The sequence below is a fragment of the Klebsiella sp. 2680 genome, from assembly GCF_900198535.1.
GTDB lineage: Bacteria > Pseudomonadota > Gammaproteobacteria > Enterobacterales > Enterobacteriaceae > Klebsiella > Klebsiella indica.
The window spans coordinates 116,377-141,087 of sequence record NZ_FZNJ01000005.1; the positions used below are offsets into that span (position 1 = coordinate 116,377).

Here is a 24,711-nt window from a genome sequence, read left to right on the forward strand (position 1 = left end):
TTTAACGTACCTTCAGCGTCGCCAGGCCAATCAGCACCAGCATCAGCGAAATAATCCAGAAGCGCACAATAACGCGCGGTTCCGGCCAGCCTTTCAATTCATAGTGATGGTGAATCGGCGCCATACGGAAGATGCGCTGACCGCGCAGCTTGAAGGAGCCGACCTGCAGAATCACCGACAATGTTTCAACGACGAAAACGCCCCCCATAATCACCAGCAAGAACTCCTGGCGCAGCAGCACAGCGATAATCCCCAGTGCGCCGCCCAGCGCCAGCGACCCAACGTCTCCCATAAAGACCTGCGCCGGATAGGTGTTAAACCAAAGAAAACCGAGACCGGCGCCGACAATTGCCGTACAGACAATCACCAGCTCACCGGCGTGACGCAAATAGGGAATATGCAGATAGTTAGCAAAGTTCATGTTACCGGTGGCCCAGGCCACCAGCGCGAACCCGGCGGCAACAAATACGGTCGGCATAATCGCCAGCCCGTCGAGACCATCGGTCAGGTTGACCGCGTTGCCGGTACCGACGATGACAAAATAGGCCAGCAGGATATAGAACAGCCCCAACTGCGGCATCACGTCTTTAAAGAATGGCACCACCAGTTGCGTGGCGGGCGTCTCTTTACCCGCCATATACAGCGCGAAGGCGACGCCTAACGCAATCACCGACATCCAGAAGTATTTCCAGCGGGCGATCAGACCCTTGGTGTCTTTACGCACCACTTTGCGATAGTCATCAACGAAACCGATAACGCCGTAGCCGACCAGTACCGTCAGCACACACCAGACATAAGGATTGGATGGATAGGCCCACAGCAGAACGGAAACGACAATGGCGGTCAGGATCATGATCCCGCCCATGGTTGGCGTGCCGCGCTTGCTAAAGTGTGATTCCGGGCCATCGTTACGCACCACCTGGCCGAAAGAGAGTTTTTGCAGACGGGCGATCATCCGCGGGCCCATCCACAAAGAGATGAACAGCGCGGTCAGCAGGCTGACAATGGCACGAAACGTCAGGTAGGAAAAGACGTTAAAGCCGGAATAATATTTGACCAGATGCTCGGCCAGCCATACTAACATGTTCCGTTCTCCTGTAATGCGCGTACTACCTCTTCCATGGCGGCACTACGTGAACCCTTCACTAAAATGGTCATAATTTTGTGTTCTGACATCAATTCTTGTAGTCGCGTCACCAGCTGCGTTTTATCGCTAACGTGTTCGCCGACGCCGCTGGCGTCGCTAATGGCTGCGCTCAATGTACCAACGCTTAATACGCGATCGATCCCGCCCGCTTTCGCCGCCTCACCGACCTGACGATGGCAGGCCTGACTTTCCGCACCGAGTTCGGCCATATCGCCAACGACCAGCACCCGATAACCCGGCATCTCTGACAGCACCTGTACCGCGGCGGTCATTGAGCCGACGTTGGCGTTGTAGGAGTCATCCAGCAGAAGCTGGCTATCGGTCAACGCGATCGGGAATAATCTTCCCGGCACCGCTTTCAGCCCCTGCAAACCGGCTTTAATCGCCGCATGGGTCGCCCCCACCGCCATCGAGAGCGCGGCGGCAGCCAGCGCATTGGCAATGTTGTGACGTCCCGGCAATGGCAGCAGGACATCAACGCTGCCCGTTGGAGTGCACACGGTAAATTCTGTACCGCGTGAGGTCACGCGAACGTTCGTCGCGGTGAAATCGCTATTGGCGGCGTTCGGCGAGAAGCGCCAGGTCTTACGTTCGCCAATCACGCTTTGCCAGTTCAGCCAGTCATTGTTATCGGCGTTCATAATGGCAATACCGTTGACGGGCAGACCGGTGTAAATTTCGCCCTTGGCCTTCGCAACACCTTCCAGCGAGCCGAAACCTTCAAGATGCGCGGCGGCCAGGTTATTGACTAACGCCGCTTCAGGTCGCGTCAGGCTAACGGTCCAGGCAATTTCGCCCTGGTGATTGGCACCTAGCTCGATAACCGCATAATCATGGTCTTTAGTCAGACGCAGCAGCGTCATTGGCACGCCGATATCATTGTTCAGGTTGCCTGCGGTATACAGCGTATTGCCGCACTGGCTCAGAATCGCGGCGGTCATCTCTTTGACCGAGGTTTTACCGGAAGAACCGGTCAGCGCGACGACCCTCGCGGGAACCTGCTGACGCACCCATGCCGCCAGTTCGCCGAAGGCCTGTCGGGTATCCTTCACCACCACCTGCGGCAAATCGCACGCCAGTTGACGGCTGACCAGCAATGCCCCGGTGCCAGCGGCTTTTGCCTGGTCGGCAAAATCATGGGCATCAAAGCGCTCGCCTTTCAGTGCCACAAACAGGCAGCCAGCCGTGATCTTACGGGTATCCGACGTGACCTCATCAATCGCCACATCGCCGCCGTGCAGTTCGCCGCGCGTAATGTCGGCAAGCTGGCTGAGAGTCAAGCGAATCATGCGACCGTCCCCAGCAGACGCGCAACGGTGACGCGGTCAGAATAATCAAGCCGGCGATTGCCAACGATCTGGTAATCTTCGTGGCCTTTTCCCGCCACCAGCACCACATCGCTTTCTTTCGCCTGCATCACCGCACTGGTTACCGCTTCGGCACGCCCCTCAACCGCTTTAGCACGCCCCGCGTCGAGCATACCGGCGAGGATGTCGTTAATAATCGCCCGCGGCTCTTCGGTGCGCGGGTTGTCATCGGTGACCACAACAATGTCGGCGAATTCTTCCGCGATAGCGCCCATCAGCGGGCGTTTGCCTTTGTCGCGGTCCCCGCCGCAGCCAAACACACACCACAGTTTACCGGCGCAGTGCAGACGCGCCGCCTGTAGCGCTTTTTCCAGCGCATCGGGCGTGTGGGCGTAATCGACCACTACTGTCGGTTTTCCCGGCGCGCTGAACACTTCCATTCGCCCGCAAACCGGCTGCAGGCGAGGAGCCGTTTTCAATAGCTCAGCCAACGGATAACCCAGCGCCAGCAGCGTCGCCAACGCCAGTAACAGATTACTGACGTTAAAGGCGCCCATCAGGCGGCTTTCGATCTCCCCCTTGCCCCAGGTGGAGTCAAACTGAATGGTCGCGCCGCCGTCGTGATAGTTTACGGCGGTTGCTTTGAGCCAGCGTCCCCGGCAGTTCGGATTAATGTGTTCTCCCATTGATACAGCAACCGCATCCGGCAGTTTCGCTAACCAGCGGCGGCCGACTTCATCGTCCGCATTGACGATAGCCTGACCAAAATGGTGGGTTGAATAGAGCAGCCATTTCGCCGCTTCGTAATGCTCCATATCGCCATGATAATCAAGGTGATCCCGGCTCAGGTTGGTAAAGATCGATGCAGCAAACTTCAGCGCGGCGACGCGGTGCTGTACCAGACCGTGAGAGGAAACCTCCATCGCGGCAAAGGTCGCGCCCTGCGACGCCAGGCGGGAAAGCACCTGTTGAACATCGACTGCCGAACCGGTGGTATTTTCCGTCGGGATGATTTTATCCAGCAGGCCATTCCCGACTGTGCCCATTACCGCACTGGTTTCGCCGAGTAGCTTCGCCCATTGCGCCAGCAGTTGAGTGGTGGTGGTCTTGCCATTCGTCCCGGTTACGCCGACCAGGCGCAGTTGCTCCGAAGGTTGATGGTAAAAGCGCCCGGCCAGCGCAGATAAACGCTCATTGAGCTGGCTCAGATAAATGACCGGTACGCCGTGCATTTCACGGATTTCACCGTCGTTAGCCTCATCTTTGGCCTCAGCAATAATGGCAGCAACACCTTGCGCTATCGCCTGCGGGATATAACGACGCCCGTCCGCCTGATGACCTAAAACCGCAATGAAAAGATCGCCAGAAGCCGCCACCCGGCTGTCCAGCGTCATTTCTCGCAGAATTCGCTCCGGCGCGCCAGGCACCCACGGAGCGAGAAGGTCGCGCAAATTACGATCTGCCACCTGTCCCCTCGCCTTTATTAATCACTAATTCACTTTTTTCGGCCGTTGCTAACGCATCCGGTTCAATGTTCATGGTACGCAACACGCCTCCCATGATGGCACCGAAGACCGGCGCGGAAACGGCGCCGCCGTAGTATTTACCCGCCTGCGGATCGTTGATCACCACCACCAGCGCGAAGCGTGGGTGACTGGCGGGCGCAACGCCTGCGGTGTAAGCAATATATTTATTGATATAGTGGCCATCCGGCCCGACTTTTTTCGCCGTACCGGTTTTAATGGCGATGCGATAGCCTTTGATGGCCGCCTTCACGCCGCCGCCGCCTGGCAGCGCCACGCTTTCCATCATATGAACAACGGTACGCACGGTGGATTCCGGGAACACGCGCTCTCCGGGAACCGGGGGATCAACTTTGGTAATCGACAGCGGGCGATAAATGCCATAACTGCCGATCGTCGCATAGACTCGCGCTAACTGTAACGGGGTTACCATTAGCCCATAGCCGAAAGAAAAGGTGGCCCTCTCTATGTCAGACCACCGTTGTTTTTGAGGGTATAAGCCACTGCGTTCTCCGACCAACCCCAAATTGGTCGCTTTTCCAAGTCCAAAACGTGAGTAAGTATCCACTAACGCTGAGGACGGCATCGCTAACGCCAGCTTAGAAACACCGACGTTACTCGACTTCTGTAGTACCCCGGTCAGGGTTAATTCGCTATAGCGCGCCACGTCTTTAATTTCGTGACCGTTAATTCGATAAGGAATCGTATTCAGCACGCTATTTTCGTTAACAATACCGCGCTGAAGCGCCGTCATCACTACCATCGGCTTCACCGTTGAACCCGGCTCAAACACGTCGGTAATGGCGCGATTACGCATGGCATCTTTGGCGGTTCCGGAGAAATTGTTAGGGTTATAGGATGGGCTATTAGCCATCGCCAGCACTTCACCGGTGTTAACATCCACCAGTACCGCGCTTCCCGACTCCGCTTTGTTAAACGCCACGGCGTTGTTCAGCTCGCGATACACCAGCGCCTGCAAACGCTCGTCAATGCTTAGCGCGAGGTTATGCGCCGCCTGGCTATCGGTAGAGGAGATATCCTCAATCACACGGCCATAGCGGTCTTTACGCACAATACGTTCGCCAGGCTGACCGGTGAGCCACTTATCAAAGCTCTTTTCAACGCCTTCGATCCCCTGGCTGTCGACGTTGGTGAAACCAATAAGGTGAGCGGTTACTTCGCCTGACGGATAGTAACGGCGGGACTCTTCGCGCAGATGAATCCCCGGCAACTTCAGCTTACGGATGTAATCGGCCATATCAGGATTAACCTGGCGCGCCAGATAGATAAAGCGCATCCGTGGATTGGTATTGATACGCGAAGCCAGCTGATCCAACGGCATATTCAGCACATCTGCCAGCGCCTTCCAACGGTTGTCCAGCGTGACGCCGCCGGCATCATGCAACTCTTTCGGATCGGCCCAAATCGCTTTCACCGGCACACTCACTGCCAGCGGACGACCGGAGCGATCGGTTATCATCCCACGTGCGGTGGACACTTCCTGCACACGCAGCGAACGCATATCGCCCTGACGCACCAGCATGTCGGGACTAATCACCTGTAGCCAGGCCACGCGGCCCAGCAGAAAACCCAGCGCCAACAGAATACAGCCGCATAACAACGCAAAACGCCAACTAACAAAGTTGGCCTGTTCTTCCTGACGTTTTGCTTTTAACGTTTTCGGCGCTGCTTTCATGCGTCGCAATAATCCTTATTTCTGTACAACGATATTTTCTTGTGATGGATCGACGTGTTGCATATGTAATTTCTCCGTCGCAATCCGCTCAACCCGGCTGTGATCGCCCAGCGCGTTCTCTTCAAGGATCAGGTTGCGCCATTCAATATCCAGCGCATCACGCTCCAGAACCAGCTGTTCGCGCTGCGCAGTTAACAGGCGCGTATGATGCGCCGTCGTCACCACCGTAATCGCCGTGATAATGATGCAAATGAACAGGCAGAGTGGCAGTTTCCCAAACCGCAGAAGATCGTCTCCGATCACGCCAGGCAAAGCATGGCGCTCGTTGCTTCCTATCGATCCTTTAACCTTACTGAGGGCTTCTGTCACTCTGCCGATCATGCGTTCGTCCTCTCTGCAATACGCAGCACTGAACTACGGGCCCGTGGATTTTCCGCCACTTCTTCTTCGCCCGGCATCAACTTGCCTAATGCTCTTAGCTCACGGCCGCCCAGTTTTTTGAGCTGCTCTTCCGTCATCGGCAACCCCGCGGGAACCTGCGGACCGCGGCTTTGCTCACGCATAAAACGCTTCACAATACGGTCTTCCAGCGAGTGGAAACTGATGATGGAAAGCCGCCCTCCCGGGGCCAGCACGCTGAGCGAGCTTTTTAGCGCCTGCTCTATCTCCTCCAGTTCACTGTTCACCCAAATGCGCACCGCCTGGAAGGTACGGGTCGCGGGATGTTTGAATTTGTCTTTTACCGGCGTTGCCGCCGCCACCACTTCCGCCAGTTCTTTGGTTCGCGTCATCGGCTCAATACGGTTACGCTCGACAATCGCACGCGCAATGCGTTTGCCAAAACGCTCTTCGCCAAAGGTTTTTATCACCCAGGCGATATCGGCTTCATCGGCGGTTTGTAACCACTCAGCGGCTGACTGGCCGCGAGTCGGATCCATACGCATATCCAGCGGGCCATCGCGCATAAACGAAAAACCACGTTCCGCATCATCCAGTTGCGGTGATGAGACGCCAAGATCGAGCAAAATACCGTCGATCTTACCGGTAAGATTGCGCTCGCCAACATAGTCAGCCAGCAGTGAAAAAGGACCATGAACGATGGAAAAACGAGGATCATCAATGGTTTTTGCCACGGCAATAGCCTGCGGGTCACGATCGATTGCCAGCAGGCGTCCTTCCGCTCCCAGCCGGGAGAGAATCAGACGCGAGTGACCACCGCGTCCAAAAGTGCCATCAATGTAGATACCGTTCGGACGAATATTCAGACCATTGACGGCTTCATCCAGAAGGACCGTAGTATGTTTAAAATTTTCCATCATTTACAAAGACAAATCCTGCAGGCGCTCCGACAGTTCCCCGGAAGCGGACTGCTCAGCGTCAATATCTTCCTTGACCCGTTGATACCAGGTCGTTTCGTCCCACAGTTCAAACTTGTTGAACTGCCCGACCAGCATCACTTCTTTTGTCAGCCCGGCATGTTGCCGCAGCACCGGCGCTATCAACAGGCGCCCGGCGTTATCCATCTGACATTCGCTGGCATGCCCCAGAAGCAGACGCTGTACGCGCCGCTCAGCGGGATTCATGCTCGATAAACGCGACAATTTTTGCTCGATGATTTCCCATTCAGGCAAGGGGTAAAGCAGCAGGCATGGGTGATGGAGGTCAATGGTACATACCAGTTGACCGGAAGCGCCCTCGATCAGCCCGTCGCGATAGCGCGTCGGGATAGCCATACGGCCTTTACTGTCGAGATTGACTAACGTTGCCCCACGGAACATGCCAGCCTCACCTCTTTTCGCCACTTTATCCCACAAATTCCCACAAGAAGGAGTTTACGGAGCGGAGGAAAAGCTTGTCAAGCTAGCACGAATACCAACGGAGCCTAAAAACCCATTATTTACAGCCGATATTCGCCCTGACGAAAAATCAACCAACAAACGAGGCAAATTAACGCTATGAATATCGGTAAGAAAATAACCAACAAACGTGTAACAGTTAAAAGCTGCAAAATATCTTCGGCAGGAAAATATTAAAGTGTCAGTTTGCGACGCGAGCGGCATTTTAGGTCATTCTGATGCGGGTTAACAGCATCAGTTAGCGCCTGAGAGGGCCTTTTACAGCGTGAGGCAGGGTTCGTGGCCAGCATAATAGTGAGAAAACGAGGATTAATTCAGCAACGCGCCGATTGAGTGTAACAAAATAATACAAACAGTTTAGCCAATCCATTTAGCGAGTAATAAAAGCGCAAAATAATTGGCCGTAAGAATAAAATTAAAAAAGGTGGCAGAAAGATTAAGGATTTATCTGAAAGATGCTTCACCCTGCCATTTTTACACCATTCATCCGAATTATCGCCAGACGCGTATCTGTCTGGCGAACGCTTTACGCATAATCCTGGTAACCTATTAGCGCAAATGCTCAGCGGCGGTTTAGCGTGCCGCGACGATACAAATTACGCCGGATACGGCTCAAGCCCGGTTTCGGTTTACGGGGTTCATCCAGGCTGGCCAGCACGATCTCCAGAACGCGTTCCGCAACATCGCGATGGCGCTGAGCAACGGCTAACACCGGACACTGGAGAAAATCCAGCAGTTCATTATCGCCAAAAGTGGCAATCGCCAGCTCAGAAGGCAATTTCCCTTCCCGGCGCAGCGCAACATCCATTACGCCCTGCAGCAGCGGAAACGAAGTCGTAAACAGCGCCTGTGGCATAGGATGGGTCTCCAGCCACTTTTCGAACAGTTGCGCCGCCGCTTCACGTTCGTAACTGTTTGCATAGAGGAAATGCACCTCTCGTGGATCGTCCTTCCACGCGATACGAAATCCCTGCTCACGCAGGAAGCTCACCGAAAGCTCCGGCAATGCGCCAAGATACAGTACCGTTTCCGCCGGAAATTTGCGTAATTCCGCCGCGAGCATTTCAGCGTCATCCTGATCGGCGCCAACGACACTGGTAAAGTGTTCGCGATCGAGCGCGCGGTCAAGGGCAACAATCGGGAACGAATCGTTGGCCCAGCGCTGGTAGAACGGATGCTCAGGCGGTAACGAAGTGGAGACGATAATCGCATCGACCTGGCGCTGCAGCAGATGCTCAATACAGCGCATCTCGTTATCCGGTTGATCCTCGGAACAGGCAATGAGCAGTTGATAACCACGCTGACGCGCCTGGCGCTCCAGGTAATTGGCGATACGCGTATAGCTGGTGTTCTCCAGATCCGGAATAACCAGACCAATAGAGCGCGTACGTCCTGCACGCAAGCCGGCAGCGACCGCATTCGGATGATAGTTATGCTCACGAACAACCGCCATCACCTTTTCAACAGTCTTATCGCTAACGCGATACTGCTTCGCTTTACCATTAATCACATAGCTGGCGGTGGTTCGCGAGACACCGGCCAGCCGGGCGATTTCATCCAGTTTCACAATTGCCCCTTGGGTAATAAGTACAAAACATAACCATTCTTCAGGTATGGCTTCATTTTTATAACATCTAAACGCAGAAAAGTTAGCACAGCAACCGCTTTAGTCTACAGTTCCCACCGATTTCGCAAAAAAATAGCCCGACAAGCTGTGCCGGGCTATTTTTACATCAATTTCAGGGGATCAGCGCATGATTTTGTCGCCACGGGACAATCCAACGACCCCCGAGCGGGCCACTTCGACAATTCGTGCGACATCACGCAAAGAAGCCAAAAACGCATCCAGCTTGTCGCTGGTTCCGGCCAGTTGCACGGTATAGATAGAGGGCGTCACATCGATAATCTGCCCACGGAAAATTTCCGTATTACGCTTCACCTCGTCACGTCCGTAACCGCTGGCCTGCACTTTCACCAGCATAATTTCACGCTCAACATGCGCGCCCTGGCCAAGCTCGTTAACGCGTAAGACGTCCACCAGCTTGTGCAGTTGCTTTTCTATCTGCTCAATCACTTTCTCATCGCCGACGGTCTGAATTGTCATTCTGGAAAGCGTCGGATCGTCGGTCGGCGCGACCGTAAGGCTTTCAATATTATAACCACGCTGCGAAAAGAGGCCGATTACACGGGATAATGCCCCCGATTCGTTCTCCAGTAATACTGATAATATCCGGCGCATAATCAGGTCCTCTCCGTTTTGCTCAACCACATTTCATCCATACCGCCACCGCGAATCTGCATCGGATAGACATGCTCGCTGCCATCAACCGCCACATCAACGAAAACCAGACGGTTATTGCGCACCTGTTCCAGTGCCTGAGCGAGTTTCTCCTCCAGCTCCTGGGGTTCGCTAATACGAATCCCGACATGGCCATAAGCTTCCGCCACGCGGGCAAAGTCGGGCAGCGACGCCATATAGGATTGTGAATGGCGACCAGAATAGAGCATGTCCTGCCACTGTTTAACCATTCCGAGATAGCGGTTGTTCAGATTCAGAACCAGTACCGGCAATTCGTATTGCAGCGCAGTGGAGAGTTCCTGAATATTCATCTGGATACTGCCATCGCCGGTCACACAGATAACCATTTCGTCCGGCAGCGCCATTTTGACGCCAAGGGCGGCAGGCAAACCGAATCCCATCGTGCCCAGGCCACCGGAATTAATCCAGCGCCTCGGTTTATCGAAAGGATAATAGAGTGCGGCGAACATCTGATGCTGGCCGACATCGGACGCGACATACGCATCGCCGTTGGTCAGACGCCAGATCGTTTCAATCACCGCCTGCGGCTTAATCTTGTCGCTTTGCGTGTCGTATTTCAGGCAATGGCGCGCACGCCACTGTTCAATCTGCCGCCACCAGTCACGGATGTCATCCAGCGGCTGCTGAGAGTCATCAGATGCGAGCAACTCCAGCATTTGTTCCAGCACCAGATGGGCATCGCCCACGATAGGCACATCAGCAGACACGGTTTTTGAAATAGACGTGGGATCAATATCAATATGCAGCACCGTGGCGTTCGGACAGTATTTTGCCAGATTGTTCGTCGTACGATCGTCAAAGCGCACGCCGACGGCGAAAATCACGTCGGAATGGTGCATGGTCATATTAGCTTCATAAGTGCCATGCATGCCCAGCATCCCTAATGCCTGCTGGTGCGATGCAGGAAAAGCCCCCAGCCCCATCAGCGAAGAAACCACCGGCAGCTTCAACTTCTCAACCAGCGTGTATAACGGGGATTCGCATTGCGCGTTAATCGCGCCACCGCCGACATAAACCACCGGTTTTTTTGCCGTCATCAGCGTTTGCAGCGCACGTTTGATCTGCCCTTTATGGCCCATCGTCGTCGGGTTATAAGAGCGCATGCTAACCGTGTCCGGCCAGCTATAAGGCAGTTTTTTAGCCGGGTTCAGAATATCTTTCGGTAAATCGACGACAACCGGGCCAGGACGCCCGCTGGCCGCCAGCCAGAAGGCTTTTTTCAGCACGCCGGGAATATCCTCGGTTTGCTTCACCAGGAAACTGTGTTTCACCACCGGTCGGGAGATCCCCACCATGTCACACTCCTGGAAAGCATCGTAGCCGATTAATGACGTTGCCACCTGCCCGGACAGGATCACCAGCGGAATGGAGTCCATATAGGCCGTCGCAATACCGGTAATCGCGTTCGTTGCCCCGGGGCCGGACGTGACCAGCACAACGCCAACTTCGCCCGTCGCACGAGCAAGGCCATCGGCCATATGCACGGCAGCCTGCTCATGGCGAACCAGAATGTGATCGATGCCACCAAGGGTGTGTAACGCATCATAGATATCGAGGACTGCGCCCCCGGGATAACCGAACACTTGCTTGACGCCCTGATCGACCAGCGACTGGACGACCATCTCGGCTCCTGACAACATCTCCATGATTTGCCTCCCGGCTTATTGTTTTTAACGACAGCGGAATCCGATTTCCGCGCGCTCGCACAAGACGGAGCACAACGGCTCCGCATTGAGGTGAATAGACTGCATGGCGTTACCATAACTGCTCACTAACGGGCAGGCAATTGGTGACCGTCGGCGCAAGAGACGCATAAAAAGAAGAAAAGATAGAATCCGGAGCAAAAGACGGTGAAAAACTTCAGATATAAGAAAATATGATAGCCAATGCTCGGAGAAAATAACTAACTACAGGAAATCATCCATTTTTTATCTGATACAGAGAGCATGTGATAAATGCAAACAGCATAAAATGCTACATTTTGTGATTTTTATCACACAAAGAAGGAGCCGAAGCCCCCCTTTGTACACGCGGTTAACGTTGGCAAATACTCACCAGCAGTTCTTCCATCCATTGATGACCTTTATCACGCCCGGCCGCTTCATGCCAGGAAAGATAGCAAGTCCGGCTATTCACTTTCAGCGGTAGAGGCAATATTTTTAGGTCCAGCTTATCGGCGAATTCACCCGCCAGCCAGCGTGGCGCAATAGCAACCATGTTGGTTTTGGCAACCACATTTAATACACTTATCATCGCATTACCTTGATAAGCAATACGGGATTGTTTATCAACCGTGTCATACCATGGCTGACTAAATGATGCATAACTATCAAGCGCGACGACGGCGTGCTCTTCCTGATAAATATCACTCCCCGCCAACGGCCCGAAAATTCGTGGATGTTTCCGACTCGCCACCATCACCATTTCATCTTTAAATAAGGGGACACAGGCAAACTCAGGACGACGAAACTCTTCATAACCAATAACAAATTCGATTTCCTGATAACGTAATTGATGCTCAGTATTCTTATTCAAGGCAGATTTAAAAACTAAATGAATGTTCGGCGCAATCTCAGCTACTTTATTAAAGATAACTGAAGTCAGGTAGTTATCCAGCGGACTGCAAACGCATAAATTAAATACCCGCTCGCTGCTGAGTGGCTCAAAGCCAGAGCCGGGTAATTCATTTTGTACCAGCTGCAATGCCTGACGAACGGCTCCAAATAGCTGAAAAGCCCTTGCTGTTGGCTGAATGCCGCGCCCATAACGAACAAACAGCTCATCATTAAACATCACTTTCAGACGCGATACGGCATTACTGACCGCTGGCTGCGACATCCCCAGAGAATGCGCCGCACGCGTAATATTTTGTTCCTGCATTACCGCATCAAATACGGTCAACAGATTGAGATCCACCATGCGTAACTGAGGTTTTTTGTTTTCTCCCTCAGAAACAGATTTATATTCAGTACCTTTATTTAACATATCTAACTCCCCTGTTACACTAAAATCCTTTTACCGAAATACATTAATTAATTCAGAGAATATCATTTATCATGCATATGACACTGACAAAAGGGTCGGAATCGATTTTAGGAATATATCAAGATTATGAATACCGGCAGAAATCGAACAATTTGACAGCATCTGTATTCAATAAATCTCTATCTTTTATTTAATAGTATTAAGTGTCACATAAAGATTAAGAGCCTATCCCATTAGGGCTATTTTGCTTGTCATTTTGAACCTGGGCAGTGCTCAGAATCCTCACGTACTACGTGTACGCTCCGGTTCTTCCGCGCTGGCCGTGTTCAAACTGTCGGCGCCAATAACGCCTGGTGGGATAGGTTCTAAAAATGAATAAAAACAGATAACGCTAACCACGACATGGGTTTTATTATACGATATGTTTACCCCTTTTTAATTTACATATCATTATCATTCACAACACCCAACCCACACATAAATAACAGCCGCAAAACAAATGGCTATACAGATATCGTTACCTGATGGACCCGGAGCTTAATTGAAGATCCCTCTACATCACGATATCAAAGTCACTCAGCAAGCGGCCCGGCTGATAGCACAAAACGATCGTCGTAAAAAAAGCGCAGTCGCCAGCATAATACGCTGACGACTCTTTTTGGTAAAAAGCCGTTTTCTTCTCTCGGGGGTTGACATCAAAAGCCATATCCAGTAACTCTAAAGGCATAACGATTTCATCTGGAGCATGACGTAATGATTCGCAGCATCCGCTTACTCAGCCTACTACTACTAAACGCATCCATTTTGCGCGGTAGGCTGTTGGGCGACGTTCATCGTTAAGTCATCTTCCAGCAAGACGATAAAACCCGCGCCAATGCGCGGGTTTTTTTATGCTCGCGAGCAAGGCGCCAGGACACAGACCAAGGATCTAAACCATGAGCCAGCAAGTCATTATTTTCGATACGACCTTACGCGACGGAGAACAAGCGTTACAAGCCAGCCTGAGCGTGAAAGAGAAACTGCAGATTGCCCTGGCCCTGGAGCGTATGGGCGTTGACGTGATGGAAGTCGGCTTTCCGGTCTCATCTCCGGGCGACTTTGAATCCGTGCAAACCATCGCGCGCACGGTTAAAAACAGCCGCGTTTGCGCCCTGGCACGCTGTGTCGAAAAAGATATTGATGTGGCAGCAGAATCACTGAAAGTCGCGGAAGCGTTCCGCATCCACACCTTTATCGCCACCTCGCCAATGCATATTGCGACCAAGCTGCGCAGTAACCTGGATGAGGTGATTGAACGGGCGATCTATATGGTTAAACGCGCACGTAATTACACCGACGATGTTGAGTTTTCCTGTGAAGATGCCGGCCGTACGCCAATTGCCGATCTGGCTCGCGTCGTCGAGGCCGCCATCAACGCGGGGGCGACCACGATCAATATCCCCGACACTGTCGGTTACACCATGCCGTTCGAGTTCGCCAACATCATTACCGGCCTGTACCAACAGGTTCCTAACATCGACAAAGCGGTTATCTCCGTCCATACCCATGACGATTTAGGCATCGCGGTCGGTAACGCCATTGCTGCGGTTCACGCTGGTGCTCGCCAGGTTGAAGGCGCGATGAACGGTATCGGCGAACGCGCGGGCAACTGCGCGCTGGAAGAAGTGATCATGGCTATCAAAGTGCGCAAAGACATTATGGATGTGCACACCCGCATTAATCACAATGAAATCTGGCGCACCAGCCAAACCGTCAGCCAGATTTGTAATATGCCTATCCCTGCCAACAAAGCCATCGTCGGCACCGGGGCTTTCGCGCACTCATCCGGTATCCACCAGGACGGTGTGCTGAAAAATCGTGAAAACTACGAAATCATGACGCCGGAATCCATCGGTCTGAACCAGGTACAACTGAACCTGACCTCCCGCTCCGGCCGTGCCGCGGTGAAACACCGCATGGAAGAGATGGGCTACAAAGATACCGACTATAATATGGATCACTTGTACGACGCCTTCCTGAAGCTGGCGGACAAAAAAGGCCAGGTCTTCGATTATGACCTGGAAGCACTGGCATTCATCAACAAACAGCAGGAAGAGCCGGAACATTTCCGCCTCGATTACTTCAGCGTGCAGTCAGGCTCCAGCGATATCGCAACCGCGTCCGTGAAACTGGCCTGCGGCGAAGAGACCAAAGCCGAAGCCGCCAACGGCAACGGCCCGGTTGATGCGATTTATCAGGCAATTAACCGTATTACCGGCTATGACGTTGAGCTGGTCAAATATGACCTGAACGCCAAAGGCCAGGGCAAAGACGCGCTGGGTCAGGTAGACATCGTCGCTAACTACAATGGCCGTCGTTTCCACGGAGTGGGTCTGGCAACGGATATCGTGGAATCGTCCGCGAAAGCGATGGTTCACGTCCTGAACAACATCTGGCGCGCCGCAGAAGTCGAAAAAGAGCTGCAACGCAAAGCTCAAAATAAAGAGAACAATAAGGAAACCGTGTAATGTCGAAGAATTACCATATCGCTGTCTTACCAGGTGATGGTATTGGCCCGGAAGTCATGAGCCAGGCGATGAAAGTACTGGAAGCCGTTCGTCATCGTTTTGATATGCGTATTACCACCAGCCAGCATGACGTTGGCGGCATCGCCATCGACCATCAGGGTACCCCGCTGCCGCAGGCCACCATTGAGGGCTGCGAGCAGGCCGACGCCATTCTGTTCGGCTCCGTTGGCGGGCCGAAATGGGAACACCTGCCCCCCGCAGAGCAGCCGGAGCGTGGCGCGCTGCTGCCGCTGCGTAAGCACTTTAAATTATTCAGCAACCTGCGCCCGGCTAAGCTGTATCAGGGGCTGGAAGAGTTTTGCCCGCTGCGTGCGGATATTGCCGCCAGTGGCTTTGATATTCTGTGCGTCCGCGAACTGACCGGCGGCATCTACTTCGGCCAGCCGAAAGGCCGCGAGGGTAGCGGTCAGCATGAGAAAGCGTTTGATACCGAGGTCTATCACCGCTTTGAGATTGAGCGCATCGCTCACATCGCTTTCGAATCCGCCCGCAAACGCCGTCGCAAAGTCACCTCTATCGATAAAGCCAACGTGCTGCAGTCTTCTATTTTGTGGCGCGAAATCGTGAGCGAAATTGGTAAGCAGTACCCTGACGTTGAACTGGCGCATATGTACATCGACAACGCCACCATGCAGCTGATTAAAGATCCGTCCCAGTTCGACGTACTGCTGTGTTCCAACCTGTTTGGCGACATCCTGTCTGACGAGTGCGCGATGATCACCGGCTCAATGGGGATGCTGCCGTCCGCCAGCCTCAATGAACAAGGCTTCGGTCTGTATGAACCCGCTGGTGGCTCCGCCCCGGATATCGCCGGCAAAAATATCGCCAACCCGATCGCGCAAATCCTGTCGCTTGCGCTGCTGCTGCGCTATAGCCTGGATGCGGATAACGCGGCGACGGCTATCGAAAATGCAATCAACCGTGCGTTAGAAGAAGGCGTACGTACCGGCGATTTGGCGCGCGGCGCGGCGGCGGTGAGTACCGATGAAATGGGTGATATCATTGCCCGCTATGTCGCTGAAGGGGTGTAATCATGGCGAAGACGTTATACGAAAAATTGTTTGATGCTCATGTGGTTTATGAGGCGCCTGACGAAACTCCGCTGCTGTATATCGACCGTCATCTGGTGCATGAAGTGACGTCTCCGCAAGCCTTCGATGGCCTGCGCGTTCACAACCGCCCGGTGCGCCAGCCAGGCAAAACTTTCGCCACGATGGATCACAACGTTTCGACGCAGACCAAAGACATTAATGCCTCCGGCGAAATGGCACGCATCCAGATGCAGGAACTGATTAAAAACTGCAAAGAGTTTGGCGTCGAACTGTATGACCTGAATCACCCGTACCAGGGGATTGTTCATGTCATGGGCCCGGAACAGGGCGTGACGCTGCCTGGGATGACCATTGTCTGCGGCGACTCCCACACGGCGACGCATGGCGCATTCGGCGCGCTGGCCTTCGGTATCGGTACATCCGAGGTTGAACACGTGCTGGCGACCCAGACGTTGAAGCAAGGGCGTGCTAAAACCATGAAGATCGAAGTCATGGGTAAAGCCGCGCCGGGCATCACCGCCAAAGACATCGTCCTGGCGATCATCGGTAAAACCGGCAGCGCTGGCGGCACCGGTTACGTTGTGGAATTCTGCGGCGAAGCCATTCGTGATTTAAGCATGGAAGGCCGCATGACCCTGTGCAATATGGCTATCGAGTTAGGCGCGAAAGCGGGCCTGGTTGCACCGGATGAAACCACCTTTAATTACGTAAAAGGCCGTCTGCACGCGCCGAAGGGCAAGGATTTTGACGATGCCGTCGCATACTGGAAGACCCTGAGCACCGATGATGATGCCACTTTTGACCGTGTTGTGACTCTGCAGGCGGAAGACATTTCCCCACAGGTAACCTGGGGAACGAACCCCGGTCAGGTGATCTCCGTCACCGATACCATCCCGGACCCGGCATCCTTCACTGACCCGGTCGAGCGCGCAAGCGCAGAAAAAGCGCTGGCCTACATGGGCCTGAAATCTGGCGTACCGTTAACTGAAGTGGCGATTGATAAGGTCTTTATCGGCTCCTGCACCAACTCGCGCATCGAAGATTTACGCGCCGCAGCGGAAATCGCCAAAGGCCGCAAAGTCGCGCCGGGCGTCCAGGCGCTGGTGGTGCCAGGATCTGGTCCGGTGAAAGCCCAGGCCGAGGCGGAAGGCCTGGATAAAATCTTTATTGAAGCTGGTTTTGAATGGCGTCTGCCGGGCTGCTCCATGTGCCTGGCGATGAACAATGACCGTCTGAATCCGGGCGAGCGCTGTGCCTCCACCAGCAACCGTAACTTTGAAGGCCGTCAGGGCCGCGGTGGCCGTACTCATCTGGTCAGCCCGGCAATGGCCGCCGCGGCAGCCGTTACCGGCCATTTCGCCGACATCCGTAGCTTGAAATAAGGAAACCATTATGGCAGAGAAATTTATCCAACATACCGGCCTGGTGGTTCCGCTGGATGCTGCGAACGTGGATACCGATGCAATCATTCCCAAGCAATTCTTGCAGAAAGTCACACGTACCGGCTTTGGCGCGCACCTGTTTAACGACTGGCGCTTCCTGGATGACAAAGGCGAACAGCCCAACCCGGACTTCGTGCTGAATTTCCCTGAATATAAAGGGGCATCCATTCTGCTGGCGCGGGAAAACTTTGGCTGCGGATCCTCGCGGGAACATGCGCCCTGGGCGCTGACCGACTACGGCTTTAAAGTGGTTATCGCCCCCAGCTTCGCTGATATCTTCTACGGCAACAGCTTTAACAACCAGTTGCTGCCGGTAACCCTGAGCGAAGAACAGGTCGATGAGCTGTTTAAGCTGGTCCTGTCACAGCCCGGCATTAAATTTGAAGTCGACCTTGAAGCTGAAGTCGTCAAAGCGGGAGATAAATCCTATCCCTTTAAAATTGACGCCTTCCGCCGTCACTGCATGCTTAACGGTCTGGACAGTATTGGCCTGACTCTGCAGCATGAAGAGGCAATCTCAGCCTATGAGAACAAGCAGCCGGCCTTTATGAGGTAAAGCGGCCAGAAGTGTATATCTCAGCCCGGACGTGAGTTCGGGCTTTTTTTCTTCCCGCGAAAATGAGACCTGACGCACATATACTCATATTGGCCATTATGCCAGACAGGAATATTTGAATCTTTAAAAATAAGTCATTATCAATTGGGCATCTATTCAATCATTCCGCGACCTGTTTTGTGTCAATTCACATGGACAAGTAAACAATCGATTGAAATATTTAATATAAAAACATCCGCGCGTGAATGAAATGTTAATCCTATAGAATTCCCCTATAGCTCAACGTAAAAAAAAGCATTATTTTTCCATTTCGTGCCTCGTTATCTTCCCCCACAGAGAGAGATTAACCTTGGATCGGCCAGGACACCGTATAGCGTCTGCCTGGCATCCCGTGGAGAGAGAGTATATGAGCCACTACCCCCATCTTTTTTCCCCGTTGACTATCAACGGGATGACCATCAAAAACCGTATCATCATGCCGCCGATGGGGTCCAACATGGCGAGTCTGAACGGTGAAGTCACCCAGGAGCAGATTGAATACTATGAGTTACGCGCGCGGGGCGGCACCGGGCTTATCACTATTGAAAATATTTGTATCGATTTTCCTTTTGCGTCTAACGGTACCACGCAGTTGCGCATCGATAACGATCAATATATCCCGCGACTGTTCAAATTAACCGAGACTTTGCATAAACACGGCGCCTGCGTCAGTATTCAATTAAATCATGCGGGCGCTTCAGCCTATGCATATCGCCTGAATGGGGAAATGCCGCTTTCATCCTCCAGCACACCGTCAAAAAAGAACGGAAATATTCCCCGGCCGATGACACATGAGGAAATTTATCATGTGGTGAATAAATTTGGCGATGCGGCGGAACGCGTACGCCGGGCCGGATTTGACTGCGTGGAAATTCACGCGGGCCACTCCTATTTAATTAGCCAGTTTTTATCGCCGCTATTTAATAAACGCACGGATGAATTTGGCGGCAGTATAGAGAATCGCACCAGAATATTAACCTTAATTGTGGATAAAATACGCGCCTGCGTCGGCCCGCGTTTCCCGATCAGTCTGCGTATTAGCGCTGATGATTTCCAGAAAGGCGGCAATACGCTCGAAGACTCTCTGCGTATCCTCGAACTGTGCCAGGACAAAGTCGATATTATCAACGTCTCCGCCGCACAAAACGATAACCTGAATTTCCAGATTGACCAGATGTCACTGGAAGATGGCTGGAAACGCTACCTCTCACGGGCGGTTCGCGAAAAATTCCATAAGCCGACGGTGATTGCCGGCAATATTCGGTCGCCGAAGGTCGCCGAGGACATTATCGCCAGCGGCGATGCCGACCTGATTGCCATTGGCCGCGGGCTTATCGCCGAACCAGAATGGGTACAGAAAGTGCAGAGCGGTAATGAACGCCTGATGCGCAAATGCATCTCCTGCAACATCGGCTGTGCGGATCACCGTATTGCCCGTTCCCGTCCTCTGCGTTGCTCTATTAACCCGGATATTATCCACGGTGACGCCTATAAACAGCGGCGCGTAAACCGTGATGTCAACGTCGTCGTTATCGGTGCCGGGACGGCGGGCATGGAAGCGGCCTGCACCGCGGCTGAAGTCGGCTGCCATACCTGGTTGCTTGAGGAGAAACACAATATCGGCGGGCTGGCCAGCGAGATTTCGCTGCTGCCGGAGAAAAAACGTATCGCCGATTTCCCGCAGTTTATGAAAAACCGTATCGCCTCGCTTGATAACCTGATGTTGCAGGTCGGTAAGCGCGCCAGTGTCGAATCGGTTGCCGCGCTGCGCCCGGATCTAATCGTCAATGCCACCGGTTCTGTTCCCTTGCTGCCGCCGATTGAGGGACTGCGCGAGAACATCGATGTCGTCGGCGGCAGCGTCTTTTCGATTACCCATATGCTGCATAATCTGGATCGATTTGCCGATGCCGCGGGTAAACGTATCGCCGTCGTCGGCGCGGGAGCCGTCGGTCTGGATGTGATTGAATATTTTTCCACTCGCGGCGTCAACGCCGTACTTATCGAAATGCAGGATGCCCCTGGCCGCGACCTGGACATTATTACCAAAAACGCCATGTTGACCATGCTTAATGAGCATCGCGTGGAACAGCACATGGGTACACAGTTAGTGGCCGTTACCCCAACCCATTTCACCGTTAAAAACGCAGATGGCACCTTTGATATTCCGTTTGATTACGGCTTCGTCTGTCTGGGAATGCGCGCCAATACCCGTGGCCTCAATGAGATTGAACAATGGGCCAGAGACAATAACGTAAAAGTGATGAACATCGGCGACAGCCTGATGGCCCGGCGAATCATTGATGGCGTACGCGAAGGACGCAACGTACTGGACATCCTTGAAGACATGGGTGCTCTGGGGGGCAATCTCGAATCAACAAAAATTCCATTTCTAACATATTGAGGGTTTTATCATGGCAGAACGTATTACCGGGCATACTGAGCTGATTGGTCTGATTGCCACCCCGATTCGCCACAGCATGTCGCCAACCATGCATAACGAAGCCTTTGCTTATCTGGGGCTGGACTATGTTTACCTGGCATTCGAGGTGGGTAATAAGGAATTAAAAGATGTCGTACAGGGCTTTCGAGGGTTAAAGCTGCGGGGCTGGAACGTCTCAATGCCGAACAAAACTGATATTTGCCAGTATCTGGATAAACTCTCTCCGGCGGCGGAACTGGTCGGCGCGGTAAATACCGTAGTGAACGACGATGGCGTGCTGACTGGCCACATCACCGATGGCACCGGCTATATGCGCGCCCTGTCTGAAGCGGGCATAGACATTATTGGCAAAAAAATGACCGTGTTAGGCGCTGGTGGCGCGGCTACCGCGATCTGCGTACAGGCGGCGCTGGATGGCGTAAAAGAGATCGCTATTTTTAACCAGAAAGACAAATTCTTCCCCAACGCGGAAGAAACTGTCGCCAAGATCCGCCGCAACACCGACTGCGAGATCCACCTGTACGATATTGCCGACCACAATAAACTGCGCGCCGAGATCGACAGTAGCGTCATTCTGACCAACGCCACCGGCGTGGGCATGAAACCGTTTGAAGGCCAGATGTTACTGCCTGACGACAGCTTCCTGCGACCGGACCTGATTGTTTCCGATGTCGTCTACAACCCGCGCAAAACCTATCTGCTCGAAGTCGCTGAGAAAAAAGGCTGCCGTACTTTAAACGGCCTTGGAATGATGCTCTGGCAGGGGGCGAAAGCTTTCGAAATCTGGACCGGAAAAGAGATGCCGGTTGAACACGTCAAAAGTATCCTTTTTTAAGGATGGGCGCGATGAAAAATAAATATGTTCCAACGGCAGCCGGGCTATACCTCAACTACATGATCCACGGCATGGGGGTTTTGTTAATTACCCTCAATATGGCGAATTTACAGACACAGTGGGGAACTGATGCTGCCGGCGTCTCCATTGTTATCTCGTCGCTTGGTATCGGTAAGCTCGCCACGATCGTGACAGGGTTCCTGTCCGACCGCTTTGGCCGCAAACCCTTTGTTTATCTCGGGATAGCCAGCTATCTGGTCTTCTTTATCGGTATATTGATGACGAAGAACATCTATCTGGCCTACTTCTGCGGTATTATGGCGGGCCTGGCGAACAGCTTCCTCGACTCCGGAACCTACCCGGCGCTGATGGAATCTTTTCCTGACTCTGCCAGCCGCGCGAATGTGCTGATCAAAGCCTTTATCTCTGCCGGGCAGTTCTTGTTGCCATTTATCATTAGTTTTCTGATATGGGCAAATCTGTGGTTTGGCTGGTCGTTTATCATTGCCGCCGCGCTGTTCGTTATCAGCGGTCTCTATCTGCTGAAAATGCCGTTCCCGGACCAGCAGACGAAAAAGGAGAGCGTCGCAAAAGTACAGGTGACCCCAGCGCCGCAGAGCAACGCCAACAAGCTTGATATGATCGTATTTACTCTGTACGGCTACATCAGCATGGCCACGTTCTATCTGGTCAGCCAGTGGCTCGCACAGTATGGTCAGTTTGTTGCCGGGATCCCTTACGCATCAGCCATCAAACTGCTGAGTATCTATACCATGGGCTCGCTGACGTGCGTATTCGTCACCGCCGCGCTTGTCAGAGGCGTCGTCAGTTCGGCAGTTGCGATGATGATATATACCTGTCTGTCGATGATTTCGCTGCTGATCGTCTGCCTGTTCCCCACGCCAATGATAGTTACCGGTTTCGCTTTTGTTTTTGGCTTCTCCGCCGCCGGCGGGGTGATGCAAATAGGGGCGACCATTATGGCTATGAGTTTCCCGGACGGGAAAGGCAAAGCTACCGGGATTTTCTACACTGCAGGGAGTGTGGCCAGCTTTACGATCCCGTTGATCACGGCAAAACTCTCGAAGATCGGCATCGCCAGCATTATGTGGTTTGATTTCTTTATCGCCATCATTGGTTTTGTGATTGCGCTGTACATCGGTTATCGTCAGTTTCAGACTCGCGCCGCGGCAAAAACCGCGCATGTCGCGGCAACCCTCTGATAGTCGCTGACAAAAAGAATGGATACCCACATGACGAACGCAGTAACAGTAAAAAACATTACCTTCCGGGAAGGGGAAACCTTAATTTGCGTGCCGCTGATCGGCAAAACGCTTGAGGAGCTGCAAGACAATGCCTGCGCGCTGGCAACGGCCGGAGCCGACATTATCGAATGGCGCGTCGATCACTTCACGCAGGTTAGAGAGACGGAGCAGGTACTGCTGGCACTGAGTGAAATTCGCCAGCGGCTAAAAAATATGCCGCTGCTGTTCACCTTCCGCAGTAAAAAAGAGGGAGGAGAAACGGAAATCAGCGATGAAGCCTATTTCGAGCTGAATCGCCAGGCGGTCAACAGTGGTCTGGCCGACGTCATTGATATTGAGTTGTTCAACGACGAAGCGCAAATTCGCTCGCTGGTAAACGATGCGCACTCTGCTGGTGTAAAAGTCATCATGAGTAATCATGATTTTCATAAAACACCGGCTCAGGAAGATATCATCTACCGTTTGCGCCGTATGCAGGACCTGGGTGCCGACCTGCCGAAGATCGCGGTTATGCCGCAGTCACCGCAGGATGTACTAACGCTGCTCTCTGCGACCCTGACCATGAAAGAAAAATATGCCACTCGCCCATTAATCACCATGTCGATGGGAAAATCCGGCGGCGTTAGCCGGGTAACAGGTCGCCTGTTCGGTTCGGCAATGACTTTCGGTACCGTGGGCCACGCCTCGGCACCGGGACAAATCGCCATTAGCCAACTGCGTGAGCTTATGGACATTCTCTCCTGAGAATGAGGTTGCCCGGAGAATCTCTCCGGGCATCTGTTCAACTGATTTTTTGGCTGTCATTGATAATGACTTCTTTAAATGACTGAATTGCCGGGGAAAACACCCTTTCTTTCATCGTTGCCAGATAAATATAACGAGGAGGAATCGCATTTTTTATCGTCAGGATATGCACGTTATAATATGAGAGTGCGGAAATTCGCGGCATGATCGCAATACCATAATCAATACTGACCAGTCCCGCCATCGCCGTATCCTCTTCCACATAGCAGGCAATATCCGGCACCAGTTTTTGTTGCATAAAGACATTATCAATAAAAGGTCGTAGCCCGCTGTTTTCTGAAAAATAGATATAGGGATAATGAATCGTTTCCGCCAGATCGACTTCATTTTCATACAATCTGGCCAGAGGATGATCTTTCGCCGTCACGACCACCAGCTCTTGCTGAATAATGGGAATAAAATCAATATCCGGTTCATCAGCAATATAGGAACAAATAACCAGGTCGCTTTTCCCGGCCTTAAGATCCTGCAATAAACTTAGCGAGGTACCCTGAGTAAAAGAAAATGTCACATTGTGACGAGAGGGTGAAAGTGAGTACTTATGGATTAACCGTGGAACAACATGCTCTCCCATGGTGTAAATAAACGCGATGCGAATGTTTTCTTTGTTCTCTGAATTATTTTTTTGCAACGTCATACGGCCATTTTCTAAAGAGGCCAGCGCATCCTCGACATAGGGCAGAAAGCGTTTGCCATTCTGCGTGATCTTAACATTGCGCCCTTTTCTGGCGAACAGCGCGACGCCCAGCTCTTTCTCCAGTTCAGAAATAGCATGGCTCAGGGAGGGTTGGGTGATAAAAAGACTGGAGGCTGCTTCCGTGTAATGCTCCGTTTCCGCCAGTCTCTTAAAATAATAAAGTTGCTTCAGGTTCAT

The 24,711-nt window shown here is 52.8% G+C and carries 21 protein-coding genes; 8 read left to right on the forward strand and 13 right to left on the reverse strand.

Features of this window, described 5'->3' with window-relative positions; all coding sequences use genetic code 11:
* Position 1 precedes the first annotated feature (1 nt).
* The 12 genes from mraY to FN037_RS24405 form a co-directional block, all read right to left on the reverse strand.
* The gene (gene mraY / locus FN037_RS19605; protein WP_138361954.1) at positions 2 to 1,084 is read right to left on the reverse strand and encodes a phospho-N-acetylmuramoyl-pentapeptide-transferase; all 1,083 of its coding nucleotides are present in this window, start codon (positions 1,082 to 1,084) and stop codon (positions 2 to 4) included.
* A complete protein-coding gene (murF, locus tag FN037_RS19610) occupies positions 1,078 to 2,436 on the reverse strand; it encodes a UDP-N-acetylmuramoyl-tripeptide--D-alanyl-D-alanine ligase (protein ID WP_138361953.1) in 1,359 nt (452 codons plus the stop codon). The genes mraY and murF overlap by 7 nt, the downstream gene beginning before the upstream one ends.
* Positions 2,433 to 3,920 carry a UDP-N-acetylmuramoyl-L-alanyl-D-glutamate--2,6-diaminopimelate ligase gene (murE, locus tag FN037_RS19615; protein WP_138361952.1) on the reverse strand — a complete coding sequence of 496 codons (1,488 nt, stop codon included), beginning with the start codon at positions 3,918 to 3,920 and terminating at the stop codon, positions 2,433 to 2,435. Before murE ends, murF begins: the two co-directional genes overlap by 4 nt.
* Positions 3,907 to 5,673, reverse strand: a complete 1,767-nt coding sequence (locus FN037_RS19620; protein ID WP_142503013.1) for a peptidoglycan glycosyltransferase FtsI — start codon at positions 5,671 to 5,673, stop codon at positions 3,907 to 3,909. Before FN037_RS19620 ends, murE begins: the two co-directional genes overlap by 14 nt.
* Before the next feature lie 15 nt (positions 5,674 to 5,688).
* Positions 5,689 to 6,054 (reverse strand): cell division protein FtsL, encoded by a 366-nt coding sequence (ftsL, locus tag FN037_RS19625; RefSeq protein WP_138361950.1) that lies wholly within the window; start codon positions 6,052 to 6,054, stop codon positions 5,689 to 5,691.
* Positions 6,051 to 6,992: a 16S rRNA (cytosine(1402)-N(4))-methyltransferase RsmH gene (gene rsmH, locus FN037_RS19630; RefSeq protein WP_138361949.1), complete on the reverse strand. Its 942-nt coding sequence runs from the start codon at positions 6,990 to 6,992 to the stop codon at positions 6,051 to 6,053. Before rsmH ends, ftsL begins: the two co-directional genes overlap by 4 nt.
* Complete coding sequence (mraZ, locus tag FN037_RS19635) at positions 6,993 to 7,451, reverse strand: division/cell wall cluster transcriptional repressor MraZ (protein ID WP_138361948.1); 459 nt, start codon at positions 7,449 to 7,451, stop codon at positions 6,993 to 6,995. It abuts the gene before it with no gap.
* A 640-nt stretch (positions 7,452 to 8,091) separates the two neighbouring features.
* The gene (cra, locus tag FN037_RS19640; protein WP_142503014.1) at positions 8,092 to 9,096 is read right to left on the reverse strand and encodes a catabolite repressor/activator; all 1,005 of its coding nucleotides are present in this window, start codon (positions 9,094 to 9,096) and stop codon (positions 8,092 to 8,094) included.
* Positions 9,097 to 9,276: 180 nt separating this feature from the next.
* A complete protein-coding gene (gene ilvN / locus FN037_RS19645; RefSeq protein ID WP_138361946.1) occupies positions 9,277 to 9,768 on the reverse strand; it encodes an acetolactate synthase small subunit in 492 nt (163 codons plus the stop codon).
* 2 nt (positions 9,769 to 9,770) lie between these two features.
* The gene (gene ilvI, locus FN037_RS19650) at positions 9,771 to 11,495 is read right to left on the reverse strand and encodes an acetolactate synthase 3 large subunit (protein WP_142503015.1); all 1,725 of its coding nucleotides are present in this window, start codon (positions 11,493 to 11,495) and stop codon (positions 9,771 to 9,773) included.
* A gap of 388 nt (positions 11,496 to 11,883) precedes the next feature.
* On the reverse strand, positions 11,884 to 12,834 hold the full coding sequence (gene leuO / locus FN037_RS19655; RefSeq protein WP_138361944.1) for a transcriptional regulator LeuO: 951 nt from the start codon (positions 12,832 to 12,834) through the stop codon (positions 11,884 to 11,886).
* Positions 12,835 to 13,387: 553 nt separating this feature from the next.
* Positions 13,388 to 13,561: a hypothetical protein gene (locus tag FN037_RS24405; protein ID WP_171034906.1), complete on the reverse strand. Its 174-nt coding sequence runs from the start codon at positions 13,559 to 13,561 to the stop codon at positions 13,388 to 13,390.
* Positions 13,562 to 13,769: 208 nt separating this feature from the next.
* Between FN037_RS24405 and leuA the strand changes: the two genes are divergently transcribed.
* From leuA to aroD, 8 genes are all read left to right on the forward strand, one after another.
* Complete coding sequence (leuA, locus tag FN037_RS19665) at positions 13,770 to 15,341, forward strand: 2-isopropylmalate synthase (protein ID WP_138361943.1); 1,572 nt, start codon at positions 13,770 to 13,772, stop codon at positions 15,339 to 15,341.
* Positions 15,341 to 16,432, forward strand: coding sequence for a 3-isopropylmalate dehydrogenase (gene leuB, locus FN037_RS19670; RefSeq protein ID WP_138361942.1), 1,092 nt, complete (start codon positions 15,341 to 15,343; stop codon positions 16,430 to 16,432). The genes leuA and leuB overlap by 1 nt, the downstream gene beginning before the upstream one ends.
* Before the next feature lie 2 nt (positions 16,433 to 16,434).
* Entirely contained in the window at positions 16,435 to 17,835 is a 1,401-nt protein-coding gene (leuC, locus tag FN037_RS19675; protein WP_142503016.1) for a 3-isopropylmalate dehydratase large subunit, read from the forward strand.
* Between the two features lie 10 nt (positions 17,836 to 17,845).
* On the forward strand, positions 17,846 to 18,451 hold the full coding sequence (gene leuD / locus FN037_RS19680) for a 3-isopropylmalate dehydratase small subunit (protein WP_142503017.1): 606 nt from the start codon (positions 17,846 to 17,848) through the stop codon (positions 18,449 to 18,451).
* A 406-nt stretch (positions 18,452 to 18,857) separates the two neighbouring features.
* Positions 18,858 to 20,894 carry an FAD-dependent oxidoreductase gene (locus FN037_RS19685; RefSeq protein ID WP_138361939.1) on the forward strand — a complete coding sequence of 679 codons (2,037 nt, stop codon included), beginning with the start codon at positions 18,858 to 18,860 and terminating at the stop codon, positions 20,892 to 20,894.
* Positions 20,895 to 20,904: 10 nt separating this feature from the next.
* A complete protein-coding gene (locus FN037_RS19690; protein ID WP_138361938.1) occupies positions 20,905 to 21,768 on the forward strand; it encodes a shikimate dehydrogenase in 864 nt (287 codons plus the stop codon).
* Positions 21,769 to 21,779: 11 nt separating this feature from the next.
* Positions 21,780 to 22,991, forward strand: coding sequence for an MFS transporter (locus FN037_RS19695; RefSeq protein WP_142503018.1), 1,212 nt, complete (start codon positions 21,780 to 21,782; stop codon positions 22,989 to 22,991).
* A gap of 30 nt (positions 22,992 to 23,021) precedes the next feature.
* Positions 23,022 to 23,777 carry a type I 3-dehydroquinate dehydratase gene (gene aroD / locus FN037_RS19700; protein WP_138361936.1) on the forward strand — a complete coding sequence of 252 codons (756 nt, stop codon included), beginning with the start codon at positions 23,022 to 23,024 and terminating at the stop codon, positions 23,775 to 23,777.
* 37 nt (positions 23,778 to 23,814) lie between these two features.
* Here the strand turns inward: aroD and FN037_RS19705 are convergent, their stop codons facing one another.
* Complete coding sequence (locus FN037_RS19705; protein WP_138361935.1) at positions 23,815 to 24,711, reverse strand: LysR family transcriptional regulator; 897 nt, start codon at positions 24,709 to 24,711, stop codon at positions 23,815 to 23,817.